19 protein-coding genes are annotated in these 19,487 nt (G+C 63.9%); 13 read left to right on the top strand and 6 right to left on the bottom strand.

Annotation, left to right across the window (positions count from 1 at the left end; genetic code table 11):
- The first annotated feature begins 17 nt into the window (after positions 1–17).
- The 7 genes from RY113_RS09660 to paaZ all read left to right on the top strand — a co-directional run bounded on the left by RY113_RS09660 (position 18) and on the right by paaZ (position 8,348).
- Complete coding sequence (locus tag RY113_RS09660; RefSeq protein ID WP_110105392.1) at positions 18–641, top strand: TetR/AcrR family transcriptional regulator; 624 nt, start codon at positions 18–20, stop codon at positions 639–641.
- Positions 638–2,209, top strand: a complete 1,572-nt coding sequence (locus tag RY113_RS09655; protein WP_315914400.1) for a glycerol-3-phosphate dehydrogenase/oxidase — start codon at positions 638–640, stop codon at positions 2,207–2,209. The genes RY113_RS09660 and RY113_RS09655 overlap by 4 nt, the downstream gene beginning before the upstream one ends.
- Positions 2,206–3,135, top strand: a complete 930-nt coding sequence (locus RY113_RS09650) for a diacylglycerol kinase family lipid kinase (protein ID WP_315914399.1) — start codon at positions 2,206–2,208, stop codon at positions 3,133–3,135. The genes RY113_RS09655 and RY113_RS09650 overlap by 4 nt, the downstream gene beginning before the upstream one ends.
- 152 nt (positions 3,136–3,287) lie before the next feature.
- Positions 3,288–4,502, top strand: coding sequence for an acetyl-CoA C-acyltransferase (locus RY113_RS09645; RefSeq protein WP_315914630.1), 1,215 nt, complete (start codon positions 3,288–3,290; stop codon positions 4,500–4,502).
- A complete protein-coding gene (locus RY113_RS09640; RefSeq protein WP_110105396.1) occupies positions 4,502–5,299 on the top strand; it encodes an enoyl-CoA hydratase/isomerase family protein in 798 nt (265 codons plus the stop codon). The genes RY113_RS09645 and RY113_RS09640 overlap by 1 nt, the downstream gene beginning before the upstream one ends.
- Positions 5,296–6,252, top strand: coding sequence for a 3-hydroxyacyl-CoA dehydrogenase family protein (locus RY113_RS09635; protein ID WP_315914398.1), 957 nt, complete (start codon positions 5,296–5,298; stop codon positions 6,250–6,252). The genes RY113_RS09640 and RY113_RS09635 overlap by 4 nt, the downstream gene beginning before the upstream one ends.
- A complete protein-coding gene (gene paaZ, locus RY113_RS09630) occupies positions 6,249–8,348 on the top strand; it encodes a phenylacetic acid degradation bifunctional protein PaaZ (RefSeq protein WP_315914397.1) in 2,100 nt (699 codons plus the stop codon). Before RY113_RS09635 ends, paaZ begins: the two co-directional genes overlap by 4 nt.
- Positions 8,349–8,357: 9 nt before the next feature.
- Here paaZ and RY113_RS09625 read toward each other — a convergent pair whose 3' ends face one another.
- From RY113_RS09625 to paaI, 4 genes are all read right to left on the bottom strand, one after another.
- On the bottom strand, positions 8,358–10,295 hold the full coding sequence (locus tag RY113_RS09625) for a DUF222 domain-containing protein (RefSeq protein WP_315914396.1): 1,938 nt from the start codon (positions 10,293–10,295) through the stop codon (positions 8,358–8,360).
- Between the two features lie 157 nt (positions 10,296–10,452).
- On the bottom strand, positions 10,453–11,070 hold the full coding sequence (locus RY113_RS09620) for a TetR/AcrR family transcriptional regulator (RefSeq protein WP_110105401.1): 618 nt from the start codon (positions 11,068–11,070) through the stop codon (positions 10,453–10,455).
- A gap of 38 nt (positions 11,071–11,108) precedes the next feature.
- The gene (paaK, locus tag RY113_RS09615) at positions 11,109–12,434 is read right to left on the bottom strand and encodes a phenylacetate--CoA ligase PaaK (RefSeq protein WP_315914395.1); all 1,326 of its coding nucleotides are present in this window, start codon (positions 12,432–12,434) and stop codon (positions 11,109–11,111) included.
- 12 nt (positions 12,435–12,446) lie between these two features.
- The gene (gene paaI, locus RY113_RS09610; protein WP_315914394.1) at positions 12,447–12,902 is read right to left on the bottom strand and encodes a hydroxyphenylacetyl-CoA thioesterase PaaI; all 456 of its coding nucleotides are present in this window, start codon (positions 12,900–12,902) and stop codon (positions 12,447–12,449) included.
- 189 nt (positions 12,903–13,091) lie between these two features.
- Here paaI and paaA point away from each other — a divergent pair, with 189 nt between their 5' ends.
- Genes paaA through RY113_RS09580 form a run of 6 tightly spaced genes read left to right on the top strand, consistent with a single transcriptional unit; the run spans position 13,092 to position 17,848 of the window.
- A complete protein-coding gene (gene paaA, locus RY113_RS09605; protein ID WP_396334233.1) occupies positions 13,092–14,054 on the top strand; it encodes a 1,2-phenylacetyl-CoA epoxidase subunit PaaA in 963 nt (320 codons plus the stop codon).
- A gap of 2 nt (positions 14,055–14,056) precedes the next feature.
- Entirely contained in the window at positions 14,057–14,398 is a 342-nt protein-coding gene (gene paaB, locus RY113_RS09600) for a 1,2-phenylacetyl-CoA epoxidase subunit PaaB (protein WP_315914392.1), read from the top strand.
- Positions 14,395–15,276 (top strand): 1,2-phenylacetyl-CoA epoxidase subunit PaaC, encoded by an 882-nt coding sequence (gene paaC / locus RY113_RS09595; RefSeq protein WP_315914391.1) that lies wholly within the window; start codon positions 14,395–14,397, stop codon positions 15,274–15,276. Before paaB ends, paaC begins: the two co-directional genes overlap by 4 nt.
- 26 nt (positions 15,277–15,302) lie before the next feature.
- Positions 15,303–15,845, top strand: coding sequence for a 1,2-phenylacetyl-CoA epoxidase subunit PaaD (paaD, locus tag RY113_RS09590; RefSeq protein WP_315914628.1), 543 nt, complete (start codon positions 15,303–15,305; stop codon positions 15,843–15,845).
- Positions 15,845–17,050: a 1,2-phenylacetyl-CoA epoxidase subunit PaaE gene (paaE, locus tag RY113_RS09585; RefSeq protein WP_315914390.1), complete on the top strand. Its 1,206-nt coding sequence runs from the start codon at positions 15,845–15,847 to the stop codon at positions 17,048–17,050. Before paaD ends, paaE begins: the two co-directional genes overlap by 1 nt.
- A 15-nt stretch (positions 17,051–17,065) precedes the next feature.
- Positions 17,066–17,848, top strand: coding sequence for an enoyl-CoA hydratase-related protein (locus RY113_RS09580; RefSeq protein WP_315914389.1), 783 nt, complete (start codon positions 17,066–17,068; stop codon positions 17,846–17,848).
- Here RY113_RS09580 and RY113_RS09575 read toward each other — a convergent pair.
- Together RY113_RS09575 and RY113_RS09570 are read right to left on the bottom strand one after the other, a co-directional pair.
- Entirely contained in the window at positions 17,835–18,389 is a 555-nt protein-coding gene (locus RY113_RS09575) for a hypothetical protein (protein ID WP_110105409.1), read from the bottom strand. The genes RY113_RS09580 and RY113_RS09575 overlap by 14 nt on opposite strands.
- A gap of 363 nt (positions 18,390–18,752) precedes the next feature.
- Positions 18,753–19,358: a recombinase family protein gene (locus RY113_RS09570; protein WP_315914388.1), complete on the bottom strand. Its 606-nt coding sequence runs from the start codon at positions 19,356–19,358 to the stop codon at positions 18,753–18,755.
- Positions 19,359–19,487: the final 129 nt, after the last annotated feature.

Raw genomic sequence — 19,487 nt, 5'->3', positions numbered from 1 at the left:
GGGATACAGTGTGACACATGGCATCTCAACGTACCATCTTGCCGGTAGATGAAAAGATGCCGGATGAAAAGCTGATCGCCGCGATCAGGGAGTCAGTGGTGCTGCACGGGGTGCGGCGCACCACGGCCAACGACATTGCCGAGCGCGCAGGCATCTCCCGCATGACGTTTTACCGCCGCATGGGATCCGTGGAGAACGCAGTGCTGGCGGCCCTGACGCAGGAGTTTCGGGCCTACACCTCAACAGTGCAGACCGGAACCCCGGCTGGTACCGGCCGCCAACAGCTGGTCCACTTCGCCGTGGAAAGTGTGCGGGTCTTCGCCACCTCCGACCTGCTGGGTTCCATAGCCGAACGTGACCCGGAATTTCTGATCCCCTACGTCACCGACAGGCTTGGGGCCAGCCAGCAGCTCATCCTTGACCAACTGCATGAGCTGCTGGATTCCGGTGTCCGGGACGGCAGCATTGAATCCGCAGAAGGCACGGCCACAATGCTTCTGCTCGCCGTCCAGGGACTCGCACTGTCCTGCCGGGTCCTGTTCCGGATGGGCGCCTTCGAGGAATCCCTCACAGAGCTGACGAAAATGCTGGAACGCTACCTCACGCCCTCGAACGTCACAGGCGAAGGCAGCCAATCATGACGCCGAACTCCAGCTGGATCAACGAGACCACCAGGCAGAGCTCGCTGGTGCACGTGGCCGAAAACATGGTGGATGTGGCGGTGGTGGGCGGCGGCATCACCGGGGCGGGAGTGGCGCTGGATGCGGTGAGTCGGGGCCTGAGCGTGGCGCTGATTGAGAGCGGCGACCTCGCATCTGGGACCAGCGGCTACAGCTCCAAACTGGTCCATGGCGGACTGCGGTACCTGGCAAAAATGGAGTTCCCCGTGGCTTGGGAGTCGGCAAGGGAGCGGCGCTGGCTCATGGCCACCATTGCCCCGCACCTGATTCGGCCACTAGGTTTTGTCATCCCGGATGCCCGCAGCGCACCGGTCTGGGAAGGGTTGGTGGCCGGTTTTGGGACAGTTATTTATGACGCCCTGCGGCGCCTTTCCGGATTGGGCAGCAAGGTTCTGCCACGCCCGCAGCTGCTTTCCAGCCAGGCTGTTGCCGCGCTGGCTCCCGGCCTCGATGTCGCCAAACTGCGGCGCGGCTACCTGTACTGGGACGGCCAAGTAGTGGATGATGCCCGGCTCGTTGTGGGTGTTGCACGCACTGCGGCCGGGCTTGGCGCGCACATCCTGCGCGACGTCCGGGCAACCGCCATGACGGCGGAAACCGTCGACGCCGTCGATGTGCGCAACGGTGCGCCCCTGCGCATCCGGGCCCGTTCCGTGGTGAACGCGACGGGTGTGTGGGCTGCCGAGTTTGACCCCGGCCTGACCGTCACGCCCAGCCGCGGCACCCACTTGGTGGTCCGGGCGGAGCGGCTCGGCCGGCCTCACGCCGCGCACACTGTGGCCGTGCCGGGGCACTTTGGCCGCTACGTCTTTGTGCTCCCGGAACCCGGCGGCCGGGTCTACATTGGGCTCACCGATGAGGAAGACCACAGCGCGGACGGACACCATCCGCTGGTGCCGCCGCACGACGTCGACTTCCTCCTGGACGTTGTCAATGCCACCCTGGCGGTGCCCCTGACGCACGACGACGTTGTGGGAACCTTCGCCGGGTTGCGGCCCCTGGCCGAGGCTGCTCATGGTGACGGGTTTGACGGCACCTCCGACATCTCCCGACGCCACCTGGTCCGCAACGAGCCGGGCATGCCCATCACCATTGTGGGCGGAAAAATGACCACGTACCGGCGCATGGCCCAAGACGCGGTGGATGCAGTTGTGGGACGGCTCGGCTCCAGCGCGCAGTGCCGCACCAAAACCCTGCCGCTGGTAGGGGCGGCGCCGGCCACAGTGCTGCGGAACCTCCCTGTGCCAGCCCGGCTGGTGGCGAAATACGGCACCGAAGCTGTTGAGGTCCACGAGCTTGCGCTGCTGGAGACCATCCTTGCCGAGCCCCTGTTTGAAGGGACCGACATTACCGGTGCGGAAATCCTGTTCGCAGTGCTCGCCGAGGGCGCCGCCACCGTAGAAGACCTACTTGAGCGGCGCACCCGGCTGGCTTTTGTGCCCGCTGACGCAGACAAGGCGAGGGAGCGTGTGGCGCAGATCCTTGCCCTGGCAGCCTCCGGGGCCTTCGGTAGGGGAGGCGCGCAATGAGTGCCCAACGTGGCAGGCCGGGGAGTCCTGATATAAGTGGCGGGCCCATCCTACTTCTGGTCAATCCGACGTCGGGTCACGGCCGCAGCATGAAGCTGCTGCCACGCACGGTTGCAGCCTTGGAAGGCGCAGGATTCACGCCCACCGTCCACATCACGGAGAACCTGGCCGATGCCACCGAACACGCCCGCGCCGCAGCAGCAGGCAGCATCGTCGCGGTGCTGGGTGGCGACGGCTTTCTAGGTGCCAGTGCCGCAGGTGCTAAGGAGTCGGGGGCCGTCTTGCTGCCGCTGGCAGGTGGCCGCGGCAATGACACCGTGCGCCGTCTTGGGCTGGCCTTGGACCCGGTAAAAGCCATTGGCAGCCTCGGCCGGTTGGTCACCCGGGACCTGGACATGGGAACCGTGAACGGGCGGCCGTATCTTGGTGTGGCGAATGTTGGCTTTGACGGCCTGGCCAACGAATATGGCAACTCGGCGCGTCTGAACCTGGGCCCGTTCGTCTACCTCTATGGCGGACTCAAGGCGTTCCTGGACTGGAAAAACGTGACGTTCACGCTGTCCGTGGACGGGCGCCAGGCGGTGTTTCCCGGCTGGTTCGTAGCTGTGGGTAATGTGGGCCAGTACGGCGGCGGGCTGCGGATTTGTCCGCAGGCCAAGGTGGACGATGGCCAGCTGGATGTGGTGTCCCTGGGCCGGGCGGGAATTTTGGGCGTGGCAGCCACCTTCCTGCGCTCCTACCGCGGCGCGCATCTGGGCCAGCGCAACATCACGTTCAGTCGGGGCGCCGCCGTGACCATCAAGGCCAGCAAGCCCCTCAACGTATACGCCGACGGCGAGCTGGTTGCACCCCTGCCCGCGGAGATCGGGGTGCTGCTGCAAGCCGTCAAGGTCCTGGTCCCAGCCAACTCCCCGGCCTTGCGCTAGATCCTTCCGGCCGGGGTGGTTGACCGCCTGCCCGGCGCATGGAATATTTATAGAACGAACGGTCGGTAATGATGCTGGCCGTGCCGTGCGGAAGGCCGCCGCCGTTCCGCACACCCACGTGATCCGTGAAGGGTGTGGCCATGTCACAAAAGGTGCCGCAGGCGTTCCTGGTGGATGGCGTGCGCACGCCCGTGGGCCGTTATGGGGGAGCGCTATCCAGCGTTCGCCCCGACGATCTCGCCGCTCTCGTGGTCCGGGAACTCGTCGCCCGCACCGGGATCGACCCGGCCGCCGTGGACGAGGTGATCCTCGGCAACGCCAACGGGGCAGGGGAGGAAAACCGCAACGCGGCCCGCATGGCATGGTTGCTGGCAGGCTTCCCGGACACCGTCCCCGGCATCACAGTCAACCGGCTGTGCGCCTCCGGCATGAGTGCCATTACCTTGGCCGGAAACATGGTCAGCGCCGGCGATGCGGACTTAGTGGTGGCAGGCGGCGTGGAATCCATGTCCCGCGCGCCCTGGGTCATGGCAAAACCGGAGAAGGCTTTCGCCAAGCCCGGCGCCAGCTTCGACACCTCCATAGGTTGGCGCTTCACCAACCCGCGCTTCCTCTCCGGCGAGCTGTCCCGCGACGGCAAAATGACGTTCTCCATGACCGAAACCGCCGAGGAGGTCGCCCGCCGGTTCAACACCAGCCGCGAGGACTGCGACGCCTTCGCGTTCCGTTCCCACGAACGCGCCCTGGCAGCCATTGCCGCCGGCCACTTCACGGCTGAAATCGTGCCCGTCACAGTCCCCGGCCGCAACGGCAACACCATGGTCATTGACGACGAAGGGCCACGCCCCGACACCACCGCCAGCGTCCTGGCCGGACTCCGGCCGGTGGTGCGCGGCGGCACTGTGGTCACGGCTGGCAACTCCTCCACCCTGAACGATGGTGCCTCCGCCATCCTCGTCGCCTCCGAAGCCGCCGTAAAACGGTACGGGCTGATCCCGCGCGCCCGCATCGTCGGCGGCGCCACGGCCGGGCTCGCCCCGGAAATCATGGGCATGGGCCCCGTCGCAGCCACCCGCAAGCTCCTCGAACGGCAAGGGATCGGCGTTAGCCAGCTCGCCGCCGTCGAACTCAACGAAGCGTTCGCCTCACAGTCCCTGGCCTGCATCCGCGAGCTCGGACTGGACCCCGGCACCGTCAACCTTGACGGCGGCGCCATCGCCCTGGGACACCCGCTGGGCTCCTCCGGCTCACGCATTGTCATCACGCTGTTGGGGCGGCTGGAACGCGAAGCCCGTGGCGGGCTGGGTCTGGCCACCATGTGCGTCGGCGTGGGCCAAGGCGCCGCACTGCTCGTAGAGGGACTCTGATGGAGCGCGCCGAGCACCACCTCCTGCCCAAAACTTTCGCCACGCTGCTGGTCACCGAGTCTGCGGACCGTGTTGCCGTCCGGCTGAACCGGCCGCAGGTGCGCAACGCGATTGATGCGGCCATGGTGGCGGAGCTGAACACCGTCTGCGCGATGCTGGAAGCGGAACCCAAAGTGCTCATCCTCTCCGGCACCCCGGCGGATGAAGCCGCTGGCACGAAGGGCGTTTTTGCCTCCGGCGCGGACATTGCCGAGCTGAAGGAGCGGTGCCGGGAGGATGCCTTGGCCGGCATTAATTCCGGGCTGTTTGAGCGGATTGCCCGCCTGCCCCTGCCCGTCATTGCGGCCCTAGATGGGTACGCATTGGGTGGCGGGGCCGAGCTGGCTTACGCGGCCGACTTCCGCATTGGCACCCGAGCCCTGCGCATGGGCCAACCGGAAGCAGGCCTGGGGATCATGGCCGCGGCCGGCGCTACGTGGCGGCTGAAGGAACTCGTGGGGGAGCCCGTCGCGAAGGAAATGCTGTTGGCCGGACGCATCCTCACTGGCGAGGGCTGTCTGCGTGCCGGACTCATCACCGAACTCGTGGAATCAGCCGGACTCATGGCTGCGGCCCACGCCCTCGCGGACCGGATCTGCGTTCAGGACCCGTTGGCGCTGCAGGCCACCAAACGCGTGTTCCACCTGCCCCGCGACGCGCACCCGGAGGCGGACAACAAGGAGCAGGCGGAGCTATTTGAGTCTCCGGCGAAGTTTGAGCGCATGCAGGCCTTCCTAGACCGAAGGAAAACGAAATGACCCCGCCCCAATCAGACGCTATCCCACCTTTGGGGCCATTTTCGCCAACGCTATCGCACTCTCCAGTCCTTCCACAGCTTGTGGGGGTGCTCGGCGGTGGGCGCATGGGGGCAGGGATCGCACACGCGTTCCTCATGGCTGGCTGCGCTGTAGTTGTGGTGGAGCGCAACGCCGAGGCGGCAGCTGTGGCCCGCGCGAGGGTGGCGAAGTCGGTGGCTGGCTCGCTCGAACGGAACCCGGAACCCACTGCCGAACGTGGCAGTGCTGACGAAATCCTCGCCCGTCTGACCGTCTCCACCAGTTCCACAGACTTTGCCCTCTGCGCCCTCGTGGTGGAGGCCGTGCCTGAGGAGCTGAACCTGAAAAACTCCGCCCTGCAAATGGTAGAAAAACAGCTGGCACCGCAGGCGTACCTGGCCTCCAATACCTCCTCCCTATCCATCAACGTTCTCGCCGGGGGGCTGCAACGCCCCGAGAACTTCGTGGGTCTGCATTTCTTCAACCCGGTTCCTGCCTCGTCGCTGGTGGAGGTGGTGCTGGGCCAACAAACTGCACCCGCACTAGCGACCACGGCGAAAGGGTGGGTTGAGGCACTCGGCAAGACGGCCGTCGTCGTCCGTGATTCTCCTGGGTTCGCCTCCTCTCGGCTGGGGGTGGCGCTGGCCTTGGAGGCCATGCGCATGCTGGAGGAGGGCGTGGCCTCGGCGGAGGACATCGACGCGGCCATGGTGCTCGGATACCGGCACCAGACCGGGCCGCTGCGCACCACGGACATCGTGGGCCTGGATGTGCGATTGGAGATTGCCGAGTACTTGGCAGCGATGTTGGGGGAGAGATTCGCGCCACCGCAGATTTTGCGCGACAAGGTGGCCCGTGGCGAGTTGGGACGTAAAACTGGCAAGGGATTTTTCGACTGGACTGAGCCCGAAATCGAGCGAAGGAATGCACCATGAACACCACAATTGAAATGATGCCCAGCTATGTCCAGGACAAATGGTGGGTACCGGAAGGATCCGGCGGCACCGAGGCGTTGGACGCCAGTACGGGGGAGGTGCTGGGACGGGTGTCAACCGAAGGCCTAGACCTGAGCGCTGCAGTACATTATGGGCGGACAACGGGGCAGGCTGAGCTCGGGAAGTTGACCCTCCACCAGCGGGCCTTGAAGCTGCGCGAACTGGCCACATATCTGAACGGTCGGCGTGAGGAACTGTATGAGATCTCCGCCAGGACCGGCGCCACACGGGGTGATTCCATGGTGGATATTGACGGCGGCATTGGCGTGCTGTTCACGTATTCCTCCAAGGGCCGGCGTGAACTGCCCAACTCAAACGTCATTGTGGACGGGCCTCTGGAGGTGCTCAGCAAGGACGGCTCGTTTGCCGGAGAGCACATTTACACACGCATCCCCGGCGTGGCTGTGCAGATCAACGCCTTCAATTTCCCCGTGTGGGGCATGCTGGAAAAGTTTGCACCGGCGTTCATTGCCGGCGTGCCCACCGTGGTGAAACCAGCCACCCCCAGCATGGAACTGGCCGTTGCCGGCGTGCGCATGATGGTGGAATCCGGGATACTGCCCCCGGGTTCGCTCCAACTGCTGTCCGGCCCGGCCCGCAGCATCCTGGACGCGCTGGACTACCGCGACATGGTCTCTTTTACCGGTTCCGCCAGTACCGCCAACTTGCTGCGCGCACACCCAAACGTGGCCGCCGGAGGGGTCCGCTTCAACGCCGAGACGGACTCGCTCAACGCAGCCATCCTTGGGCCCGACGCCGTGCCGGGGACCCCGGAATTTGATGCGTTCATCCGCTCTGTGGTTACGGAAATGACCGTCAAGGCCGGGCAAAAGTGTACGGCAGTGCGCCGTGCCATCGTCCCGGAGCAGTTGAAACCGGCAGTGATGGAGGCGATCGGTGCCCGGCTGGCCGGGCGCGTGGTGGTGGGGGACCCGCGCACCGAAGGCGTCACGATGGGCGCGCTCGCCTCCCTCGACCAGCTCTCCTCCGTTCGCGCCGCCGTCGACACCATGCTCCACTCCGGGGGCACGCTCGCCTGGGGGACGCTCGATGCCCCTGACGTTGGTTCTGCCGGTGGGGGCGCGTTCATGTCCCCGGTCCTGCTGGACTGGGCCGACCCCGATTCCCCCGCCGTGCACACCCTGGAGGCATTCGGCCCGGTGTGCGGGGTGCTGGGTTTTTCCATGCACGACGGCGGCGCCTCCGAGGCGGTCCGGCTCGCGGCGCTGGGGGCCGGCTCCCTCGTGGCGACCGTCTGCACAAACGATCCCGACTTTGCCCGGTCCGTGGTGACGGGTATTGCCGGGCACCACGGCCGCGTGCTGATGCTTAACCGGGAGGATGCACGCAGCTCAACCGGGCATGGTTCACCGGTTCCGCACCTGGTGCACGGCGGGCCGGGTAGAGCTGGCGGCGGTGAGGAACTGGGCGGCATCCGTTCGGTCATGCACCACATGCAACGCACCGCCATCCAGGGTTCGCCGAACATGCTCACGGCCGTGACCGGGGTGTGGCACGCAGGCGCTGATCGTGTTGTTGCTGGTGACCCCGAGTATGGCGGGATGGAAGGTGCTGTGCACCCGTTCCGGAAGTCGCTCGCGGAGTTGCGGATCGGGGACGCGTTCGCGTCGGGGCTGAGGCAGGTCACCTTGGCGGACATCACGGCATTTGCCCAGTCCACCGGCGACACGTTCTACGCCCACACGGACCCGGTTGCCGCGGAGAAGAACCCGTTCTTCCCGGGCATCGTGGCACACGGCTATTTGTTGGTGTCTTGGGCTGCCGGGCTGTTTGTCGAGCCCGCGCCGGGGCCCGTCCTGGCTAACTATGGTCTGGAGAACCTGCACTTTTTGACACCGGTCGCGCCCGGGGACTCCATTCGGGTTACCCTCACGGCCAAGCAAATCAGTCCGCGCGTCACCGATGACTACGGTGAGGTGTGTTGGGACACTGTGCTGCACAATCAAAACGGCGACATCGTGGCCAGCTACGATGTCCTGACCCTCGTGGAAAAGGAAAACACGCTTTACCCCTGATGCGGGCGGTTAGTGACGGCCACGGTCGTGGTGGTAGGTGTTGCGGCGTTCCCTGCGGGTCATGTCTTCGGACCAAGGAGGCGTGAACCATGCGGTGCCGCCGTCGAGCCTGACCGTCCATCCCCTGTCGTGCAGGTAATGATGATGCAGGCTGCAGCACAAGACTCCGTTATCGATGCTGGTGTGCCCACCGTCCTGCCAAGGGATGATGTGGTGGGCCTGGGTCCATTGCGGCGGTGCCATGCAGTCGGGGAACACGCAGCCCATGTCCCTGGCCACGAGAATTTTCCGTTGTGCGAAGGTGAAAAGCCGTTGCGTACGGCCGACATCCAGGATTGCTCCGTTGCTATCATGCAATGCTTCCGTGACTTCAGCGCCGCACACTTCTTCGTTGAACAGCGCCAGGGGTACTTGTCCGCTGTAGGGGGAATCGATACTCCCCGCTCCCTTGCGGCAGTCCAAATCATCTTGTGTCAGTGACAGGTACAGCTGGGTCTTCAACCCGCCATTCAGGGGCAATTTGCCCGTACCTGCAGCCATAGCGAGGCAATGGAGCATGCCGTCCAACAACATTTGTGCCCGAGTGCGCCGGTCCTTGACTGCAGGATCAGTGCTATCAGGATCGATGGGGCTCAACCCGGGTAGGGCATCTTCAGATCCTGGTGCAGGAACCGAGACGCCATTGATCAGATGTGGCCACGGTTCCGTACTTTCCGCGGAACTTCCGTCGGCGGAGCCACCCTCTTCCAGATAACCCGTGTCATCGAGATCCGATCCTGACCAACCGGAATTTTCTGCGGTTTCCTGCGCTGCGTGGCTTGCTGGTGGGGGCCATTGCTTGGGCGAAGGTTGGGGGCCAGGATCCGGGATACCTGGAATCCAGAACCATGAATCGCCTTCGTGAACCGGAGGTGACGCATGGGGAGGTGCATCCGGCGGTCGCGGCGGGATTTCGTCCGGATTTAAGCGCCTGCGCCATCCTGGCCCTGTTGTGGGCGCAGATGGGCCCGTACCGGTGTCACCGAGAAGAGTCCGCAACAGAGTTTCCTGAGGAGGCTGCGCCCCGGTGCCGCCCGGAGTCGCCTCGTTCTCGGTGGGGGATTGGGAAGATTCCTCGCTCTGGTTGTCCGCCCGCTTGGGGTTCGTTGCCCAGTCGATGCATGCCATTGTTTGTTCATATTGGTTGATGGTCAGGTAGCCGTCCATCCTGACCCACCCCTTATACGGGCGGTGGAAGGAAAGTCCTTGTTTTGCCAACCGTTGCGACTCGGATGGCTTTTCCCCGTCTGGGTCAAGCAGCGCTAGCGCTCTGATGCCCAGATGCCGTAGGAAATACGGCGGCTCCACTTCGGCGTGTTCGCTGAGCGTGCTCTCAAGTGAAGACACATCTTGGGCATCAACAACTCCCGATTTGGCTAGATGGCTGGCTTTGTCGACGAAACCGGACACCACCAGCGCCTGCTCTATGGATACTTTGCCGGAGAAGAGGGCCGATCCGAGAGTTTGCTGGCTGGGCTCGGTCTCCACGTGGGTCAGTGGGTCGGTGGACGGCAGGAACCTTTGCGCCAGCCGCAGCCGGTTGTTGGCTTCTGCGCGGCTCAGCTTCAAGGATGAACTCAGGAAGTCTGCGGGTGTCCGTGCCCCGGATTCCTGGTACCGTCCGGCTGAAATGCGTTCGGCCAGTTCGCCGGAGGTGTGTACGATCAGCCCCTGCAGGAAGCGGTTCAAGTGCTCAAGGGTTTGCGACCACGCCGCGACATCGTTGTCCGTAAGAGAAGCAAGCTCAACGCCCAAGGGGGCGGCAACGAAGGCCTTGGGATCCGTGCGTGTGGCGGCAGATGTGGCGAGCGCTTCGGCAAGTGCCAGCAGATGGTGGACATGTCCATCAACTGCCCTGCCGTCCTGCCGGGATCCGGTGTAACCGGGCTCCTTTGCCGTCGTCTCCATAGGACAAACATTACGCGTAGGCACTGACATTGTTCGGTGAAATATATGAAATGTGGAAAACTCTAGAAACTATTCGAACTGTGGAGGAATCGTTCGGGAAAATTACCTCTCATCAGCTATTTCGAACAGGAAGCGGCTGTGCCGGCAGCTGGCCGAATTAGCGGCGCAGCCCCTGAAAGGACATGGCCAGCACGTCGTCGGCTAGCTGTTCGGCAGTGAGTTTCCCGCCTGGCCGGTACCATTCAACGATTGAATTTATGGTTCCGGAAAGCAGTCTGCTGATGGAGGCGGCTTCGATGTCATCCCGAAGCGTTCCGGAGTTCTGGGCGTCTGCAACAAGTGCGGTCATGGCGCGGTCGAAGGTGCGCCGGCGGGCCATCGCATCCCGTTCCATCTCCGTGTTTCCGCGCAGCCGCAGCAGCAAGGTGACAAAGGGGAGTCGGTCCGCGAGCACCGCGATCATCCCCCGCAGCACAAACTCGAGGCGGGCTTCGGGCGCTCCGGACGTGGCGCCGTCGAGCATCAACATAGCTTCGAGGCCACCCAGCGCCTCCTCCAAAGCCTGGCGCAACAGTTCTTCCTTGGATGGGAAGTGGTGGTAGATCGCGGATTTGGAGATGCCCAGTTGCTCGGCGAGGATCCCCATGGAGGTGGCCTCGTAGCCGTGCTTGTTGAAAACGTCCACGGCAATTCGCAGCACTGACTGCTGGTCATACCCAGGCCTGCCGCGTTTGACGGGAGGTGCGGGTGTACCGGTGGGGGCGGAGTTGGGCATGTTTCCTAGTTTCTCACGGGGGTGGGTAGGTCAGCGGGTCAGGGCTCGGGGCGGTTGTCGTAGATGCGGCGCAGCTTGCCGTTGGAGCGTGCCAGGGAGCCAGGTTCCACCACGTCCACGGTGCAGGAGGAGCCGATGGTGGCCTTGATGTGATGTTGCAACGTGGCAGCGGCACCAGTGCGCTCCTCCGCGCTGGTGTTCTCCCTCGGTTCAATGTGGATGGTCAGCTGGTCGAGGCGCCCGGTGCGGGTCAGTTCCAGCTGGAAGTGCGGGCTCAGCTCCGGGATGCGCAGCGCAATTTCCTCAATTTGTGACGGGAACATGTTCACCCCGCGCAGGATGATCATGTCGTCGCTGCGTCCGGAGATGCGCTCCATCCTGCGCATGGCCGGGCGGGCTGTGCCCGGCATGAGACGGGAGAGGTCCCCGGTGCGGTACCGGATGACGGGCATTGCTTCCTTGGTCAGCGAGGTAAACACCAGCTCGCCCTTTTCGCCGTCCGGCAGCGCCGTGGTGTGGTCAAAGGCGTCCACGATCTCCGGGATGAAATGGTCCTCCCACACATGGTTGCCGTCCTTCGTCTCCACACATTCACCGGCCACCCCCGGCCCCATGACCTCGGACAGCCCATAGATATCGCACGCGTCCAGGCTCATGCCCGTCTCTAATTCCGTCCGCATCTCTTCCGTCCATGGTTCGGCGCCGCACACGGCAAACTTCAGCGAGGTGGTCCGCGGGTCGATCCCGCCGTGCGCCATGGCATCCATGATGGTCAATAAGTAGGTGGGCGTGCACATGATGGCGTCGGGATCGAAGTCCAGAATCAGTTGCACCTGCTTCTCCGTCTGCCCGCCGGACATGGGAATCACTGTGGTGCCCAGCGCCTCGGCACCGTAGTGCGCGCCTAGGCCTCCCGTAAACAATCCATAGCCGTAGGCGTTGTGGACCTTCATGCCAGGACGGACCCCCGAGGCACGCATGGACCGGGCCACGAGCGAGGCCCACATGCTGATGTCGTTCTTGGTGTACCCCACCACCGTGGGCCGGCCGGTGGTGCCGGAACTGGCATGAATGCGCACCACCTGGCTTTGCGGCACGGCAAACATGCCAAAGGGATATTCCTGCCGCAGGTCCTCCTTGGTGGTGTACGGAAATTTCGCCAGGTCCGCCAGTTCCTTCACGTCGGAGGGGTGGACGCCGGCGTCGTCGAACTTGCGCTTGTAGAGGGGCACTCGGTCATAGGCCCATGCCACGCTCTGTTGGAGTCGGGTGAGCTGCAACGCCGCTAACTCGTCGCGGCTCATGAGCTCGGCGGGGTCCAGCTGGGCAGGATCGGCCCCTTGTTCATTGCTTGTGCTGGTCATGGGATGGGCCTTTCAGTGCGGGTGTTTCTTGGGGATGGTACGGCTGCGGCCACGGAATTCCGCAACCACGGTGGGGGAATCGGCATCACCGGTGAAGACCTGCACGTCGTACAGCCCACTGCGCCCCTGTTGCTGGCGCAGCGTCGCGACGGCTGTGAGGCGCTGGCCCGTGTGTGTTGGTGTCAGAAAATTAATGTCGACGCCGGAGGCAACAGTGACGCTGTCCCCGTCCCCGCCGGGAGGGTTGCAGGCCATGGCAAACGCGGAATCGGCGAAGGCGAAGATCATCCCGCCGTGAGTGGAACCAAAACCGTTCATCATTTCTTCGCGCAGCGTCATGGCGATGACCACATGCCCATTTGCCACCTCGAGCACCTCGATACCGAGCCACTTGGACGCGCGGTCATTGAGCAGGATCGCATGGGCGGGCCCCGCTTCGGTCCCTACGCCTGAATCAACCGCAGCCATGTGTGCTCCCAAAGTTTCCTACCGAATGTTCATTAGGTAATACCCTTGTGCGCGGCCTGTCAATGGAATCACTCCGCCACCTTGGGATGCCCTGCAAAGGCTGCGTAGATTCATTGACTGCCCATGCACTCCACTATATCCTGAACGAACGGTCGGTAATTATAAATGGCCGCCCTGAATGGAGAGACCATGGCAGAGAATCAGGCCGTCGATGACGCCGGGCAAGCCAACTTTGATGCAGTCATCGCCAAGGATTCACGGATTGAGCCGAAGGACTGGATGCCCGCCGACTACCGCCATGCGCTGGTGCGGCAAATGTCCCAGCACGCGCATTCGGAGATCATTGGCATGCAGCCGGAGGCCAACTGGATCACGCGTGCCCCCAGCCTGAAGCGCAAGGCCATCCTCATGGCGAAGGTGCAGGACGAGGCCGGGCACGGGCTGTACCTGTACTCCGCCACGGAAACCCTGGGCACCACCCGGGATGAGATGACGGAGGCTCTCCTGGCCGGCAAGGCCCGGTACTCCTCCATTTTCAACTACCCCACCGTGAGCTGGGCGGACATGGGCGCCATTGGGTGGATGGTGGATGGTGCCGCCATCACGAACCAGGTGCCGTTGTGCCGGGCGTCGTACGGCCCGTATGCCCGGGCCATGGTGCGTATTTGCAAGGAGGAATCCTTCCACCAGCGCCAGGGTTTCGAGATCCTGCTGGAGCTTTCCCACGGCACACCCGGGCAGAAGGCCATGGCGCAGGATGCCGTGAACCGCTGGTACGCGCCGTCGCTGATGATGTTCGGCCCGCCGGACGCCGATTCGCCCAATACCAGCAAATCCATGGCCTGGAACATCAAGAGATTTGGCAATGACGAGCTCCGTTCCCGCTTTGTAGGCATGCTCGCCGAGCAGGTCAAGGTCCTGGAGCTCGAGCTGCCGGACCCTGACGTCCGCTTCAACGAGGACACCAAGTCCTGGGACTACGGCCCGCTCGATTGGGCAGAGTTCAAAGAGGTCCTGGCCGGCCGTGGCCCCTGCAATGCCCAGCGTATGGAACGCCGCCGTGCCGCGCACGACGACGGAGCCTGGGTTCGTGAGGCAGCCGCCGCTTACGCTGCCAAACAGTCCGCTTCGAATGACAGGGAGGCCGCGTAGCCATGACCCCCAATTCTCCCGCTTCCCCTTCTGAAAGTTCGACGCCGGGCGCCTCCTTGGGTGCCAGGGCTTGGCCCCTGTGGGAGGTCTTTGTCCGGTCGAACCGTGGACTGAGCCATGTCCACGCCGGTTCGTTGCACGCCCCCGATTCCGCCATGGCGCTGCGTAATGCCCGCGACCTCTATACCCGGCGCAATGAAGGCGTGTCCATCTGGGTGGTCCCCTCCGATGCCATCGCAGCCTCCGACCCCGATTCAAAGGGCTCGTTCTTCGAATCCCCGCAAGGCAAGGACTACCGTCACGCCACCTACTACGTGAAGAGTGAAGGGGTGAAACACCTATGATCCCCACCGGCTCCCCTCACCGGAACCCCACGCCCTACTCTCTCGGCGACAGCTCCGCCTCCGCCACGAGGATCACGCCCGGCAATGCGTTGCGTCCCGAAGATATTGCGCTGGCAGCAGCCGAAGGAACGGCGCATCCGCGCGAAGCCGTGGCCGAATATGCGCTCCGGCTTGGCGACGATGCCCTCATCCTGGCCCAGCGCCTAGGGCATTGGATTTCTCGCGGGCCAGAACTGGAAGAAGATGTAGCGCTGGGCAACATTGCACTGGACCAATTGGGCCATGCCCGCTCCTTCCTCACCTATGCGGGTGCCGCATGGGGCAAGAGCGAAGACGATCTGGCCTATTACCGCCGCGAGCCTGAATTCCGCTCAGCCCATCTCTTTGAACAACCCAACGGCGACTTCGCCGTCACGATTGCCCGCCAATTCATTGCCGCCAGCTACCAGTACCTCTTATATAGGGAGCTGACCCGCTCCAGCGACCCTATGCTGGCGGCCATTGCTGGAAAAGCCGTGAAGGAGGTCGACTACCACTTGGACCACAGCACCCAATGGGTGCTGCGCCTCGCCGGAGGCACGGAGGAATCGAACCGCCGCATGATCGCAGGGCTGGAGATGATGTGGCCGTTTGTTGGCGAGCTCTTCGAAGACGATCCGCTGATTGCGGAAGTGGGGGACGCCGGCGTCGTGCCTTCCAGTCTGAAGGAAGAATTTGACCGGGCCACTGCTGCTGTCCTGGCGGAGGCCGGGCTGGAGGTTCCCGCGCACCCCATGGCCACCGGCGGCGGGCGGCATGGGCGGCACTCGGAACACTTGGGGTACCTGCTGGCGGAAATGCAGGTCCTGGCCCGCGAATATCCCGGGGCAAGCTGGTGAGCGCCGTGGCTGAAACGAAGAGCGCCGTGGCCCAGACAAAACACAAATCAGTAAACGCGGTGGACCAGGCAACGGCGTGGAACATCGCCGCCACCGTGTGCGACCCCGAACTTCCAGTCCTCACCATCGCGGACCTCGGCATCCTGCGCGCCGTGGACGTGGGGGTGGACACCGTACACTCCAACGCAACCGGGGTCCGGGTCACCATCACGCCCACGTATTCCGGCTGCCCTGCCATGGATGTCATCCGTGCCGACGTGCGCAGCGCTTTCGAGAAGGCGGGCGTATCTAATGTGGAGATCGTGACCGTGCTGGCCCCGGCCTGGACCACAGACTGGATGAGCGCCGAAGGCCGGGACAAACTGGAAAAGTTCGGCATCGCCCCGCCCAGCGGAAGCTCCCATGCCGGCGGGCACAGCGGCCCCATCCGGCTGGCCCTGCAGGTGAAATGCCCGCACTGCCAGTCCCTGGACACCCGCGAAATCTCCCGCTTCGGCTCCACCTCCTGCAAGGCGCTCTACTGCTGCCGCGGCTGCGGAGAACCGTTCGACTACTTCAAGGTGATCTGATGAGCATCCCAGCGAACGCCACCGCCCGGCGCAGGGCCTCGTTCCACACACTGACCGTGACCGAGGTGCGGCGGCTGACCGAGGACGCCATCGAGGTCACCTTCACAGTCCCCGCCAAGCTCGCCGGTCATTACGATTATCTGCCCGGCCAGTACGTGGCCCTGCGCCTGAAAATGCGCGACGAGGCCGGTGTGCTCCGGGAATTGCGTCGCAGCTACTCCCTGTGCGCCGTCCCCGTGCAATTCCCGGACGGCAGCTCGGAACTGAAAGTTGCCATCAAGCGCGACATCGGCGGGCAGTTCTCCACCTGGGCCAACGCCGAACTCGCCGCCGGGGAAGTCATTGAGGTCATGAGCCCCCAGGGCGCATTCGTCTCCCGCCACGCCGGGGCAGCCGTCAACGGTGGCGTGAACATCCTGAACAGTATGAACCACCCGGAGGAGCTGGCCCGCCACGCCGGAAACTATGTGGCCATTGCGGCAGGCTCCGGCATCACACCGGTCATGGCGCTGGCAAAGTCGCTGCTTGCCAGCAACAATGAGACCCGGCTGGATCTGGTGTACGCGAACAAGGCAGCCATGGACGTGATGTTCTTGGAGGACCTGGCGGATTTAAAGGACAGGTACCCGGGACGCTTTGCCCTCCATCATGTGCTCTCGCGCGAGCAGCGCATCTCCCCGCTGCTCAGCGGCCGTCTCGATGCGGTGAAGCTGGAAACGCTGCTGGACACGGCCATCCACGCGGACGGTGTTGATGAGTGGTTCCTGTGCGGCCCCTTCGATTTGGTACAACTCTGCCGTGACGTGCTGGCGGCACGGGACGTCCCACGCGACGCCATCCGCTTCGAGCTGTTCACCACCGGAAGCCCGGACCGTCCCGCCGGACAGCACGGGCGCCCGGTCCTGATCGACTCCTCCGAGGAAACGTGGAAGCTCACGTTCACCTTGGACGGCCTGCGCGCCGAGCTGCGCAGCCCCGTCCACGCCCGCGAATCCCTTCTCAACGCCGCATTGCGCGTGCGCTCGGATGTGCCGTTCGCCTGTGCCGGGGGAGTGTGCGGCACCTGCCGCGCCAAGCTGGTGTCCGGGGACGTGACGATGGATGAAAACTACGCCCTCGAGCCCGACGAGCTGGAAGCTGGCTACATTCTCACCTGCCAATCCCACCCAACCACGCCGGAGGTCACAGTTGACTACGACGGCTGATCCCCAGGAGGACCTGTGATTGAGCTGTCCATCGCCAATTCCGTGGCCGAGATTGTGCTGAACGCCCCGGAAAAGCTGAACTCATTCAACGAGGCCGCCTTGGGGGAGCTGTCCGCCGCGTACGACGACGCTGCTGCCGCCGCCTCCGCGGGCACCGTTCGGGCGCTGCTCATCAGAGGTGAGGGACGGGCGTTTTGTGCCGGCCGCGACATTGCCGGGGTGGACGGCGCCAACGATGATGCCCGCGGTTACCTCGAGGGACTGCTACTGCCGTTGCTGCGCAAGATGGCGGCATTTCCGGCACCCACCTTTGCCGCAGCTCAGGGCGCGTGCCTCGGTGTGGGGCTGGGCCTGTTGATAGCCACGGACGTGGTCTACGTGGCAGAGAATGCCAAGTTCGGTTCGCCCTTCGGCAACCTAGGCGCCACGCTGGATTCGGGAGGGCACTGGCTGTTCACCGAAACGCTCGGCGCACACCGCACTCTCGACCTCATTTACACCTCGGAGCTCATGAGTGGGGCCGAGGCAGTGGCCTCCGGTTTGTTCAGCCGAGCCATGCCGGTGGACGGGCTGCTGGACTTCACCCGGGCGGCAGCAGTGAAAACCGCAACCGGCCCCACCCAGGCCTTCAACGCCAGCAAAACCCTTGTTGCGCGGATCCGGCAGGAACGGCTGGGACTGTGGGACGCCGTCGGACGTGAAAACGAGGCGCAGGTGGCCCTGTCAGCTACAACAGACTATGCGGAAGGGTTCGCCGCATTCACGGCCAAACGGAAGCCCGGCTTTACGGGGCAGTAACCGCGGCAGCCTTGCGGCGGCCGGTGAAGAACGCCCAGGCGATGGTCAGGGCGCCGAGGACGGCCAGGACGAGCGCCTCGCCGGGGAAGTCGAGCACGCGCAGTACGATGGCGGCGGCCAGATAGGGCAGTGCCGCCCAGCTGAGTGGCGCGAACTTGAGCCGGACGCCCCACGCCAGGAACATGAGCGCGAAGTACAGGCTCAGTTCAAAGCGGACCGAGAATTCCACGAAGAAGAACACCACACCCACAATGGCAAGGGCCCCGGCAGCCGCCGTGGTTTGGCGGCGCGCCTCCGTCTTGGGCGTGAACTTGAGCGAGAGCCAGAGCAGTACGGCGCAGATGGCCGGGATCATCGGGGTCAGGAAGAACACGGGCGCGCTGATGGTGGCGGGGTCACCGGAACCGAGCAGGAGCAGCAAAGCCGAAAGCAGTGCGCCGAGTCCGGCCACCATGAAGACCCGCCCGTTTACCAGCGGTGCCTCCTGAGCGGCGATGGCGGACTGGTCGGGAAGAGGTGCGGCTGCGGGGGAAGACGTCATGGTTCAATCGTCGCAGGTAAAAGCCGAGGCTGAGTTCAGCCGAGCACGGCCCTAAAAGCGGTCCCTTCTAGGAGACGGCGACCTTCACCACTTCTGTGACTTTTTCTCAACTGCCGGGCTCCACGTTTTCAGTGCCTAGGACACAGGCTAGATCTCCCCGCCATCGAGGCGTGCCGCGTCCTCGAACTCGGCGGTCGGGTAGCGGGTGTTAAGCTGCCCGAATTCTTGACGCAGAAAATGACCTTGCCGTTGCTGTTCGCATAGGCTGGCATGCCGTACTAGGTCTTCGGTAGCAGCCCCGGAGCATTTTCAGACACGATCAGGCGAACGCGTTCTGCGAGCACACGGTCGTCGGTGCTGAAGCTAGTGAATTTCTCGGCCATGTATGGCTGCCCTTGTGCGACCGCGTTCAATGGCCCGGTAGACAGTGGAGCGACCGATGGAGAACAGCTCGGCTATTTCGCCCATGGTGTGTTCACCGGCAGCGTGCAGTTCGAGGAGGTGTAATTCTTGTTTGATGGAGAGCTTTGGTTGTTTCCCGCGGAGGCGGCCCTTGGCCTTGGCGATTTTCATTCCTTCGCGAGTACGCATGCTGATCAGGTCGGCTTCGAACTCAGAGATCATGGCCAACACGTTGAAAAGTAGTTTGCCCATTGGATCGGTAGGGTCGTGGACAGAGCCGCCGATGTTGAGTTTGATTTCACGGCTGGCGAGGTCGTCGGCTATTTCGTGGGCGTCGCGGACGGAACGGGCAAGGCGGTCTAGCTTGGTCACGACGAAGGTATCCCCGCCGCGACATGCTGCCAAGGCTTCGCGGAGACCGGCGCGGTTCTTGTTCCTGCCGGTAAAGCCATGATCAACGTAAATTCGTTCACTGCCAACACCAAGGGCAGCAAGTGCATCACGCTGCGCGGTGAGGTCTTGTTCTTCCGTGGATACGCGTGCGTAACCGATCAGTAGTTTAGACATACGACTTAGTGTGCCATATAGCACCCCTTCACCGGTCGGGTGGTCGGACGGGTGTTACGGGACGTTGTCGGGGTGAATTTCACAATGATGCAGGTCAGGGGCCTGTGCGCCCGGTGGAGGACCGGCTTA

Source organism: Arthrobacter sp. lap29, from assembly GCF_032458965.1.
GTDB lineage: Bacteria > Actinomycetota > Actinomycetes > Actinomycetales > Micrococcaceae > Specibacter > Specibacter psychrochitiniphilus.
Note: the sequence above shows the minus strand (reverse complement) of the source record. Positions and strands in the feature narration are given on the sequence as shown.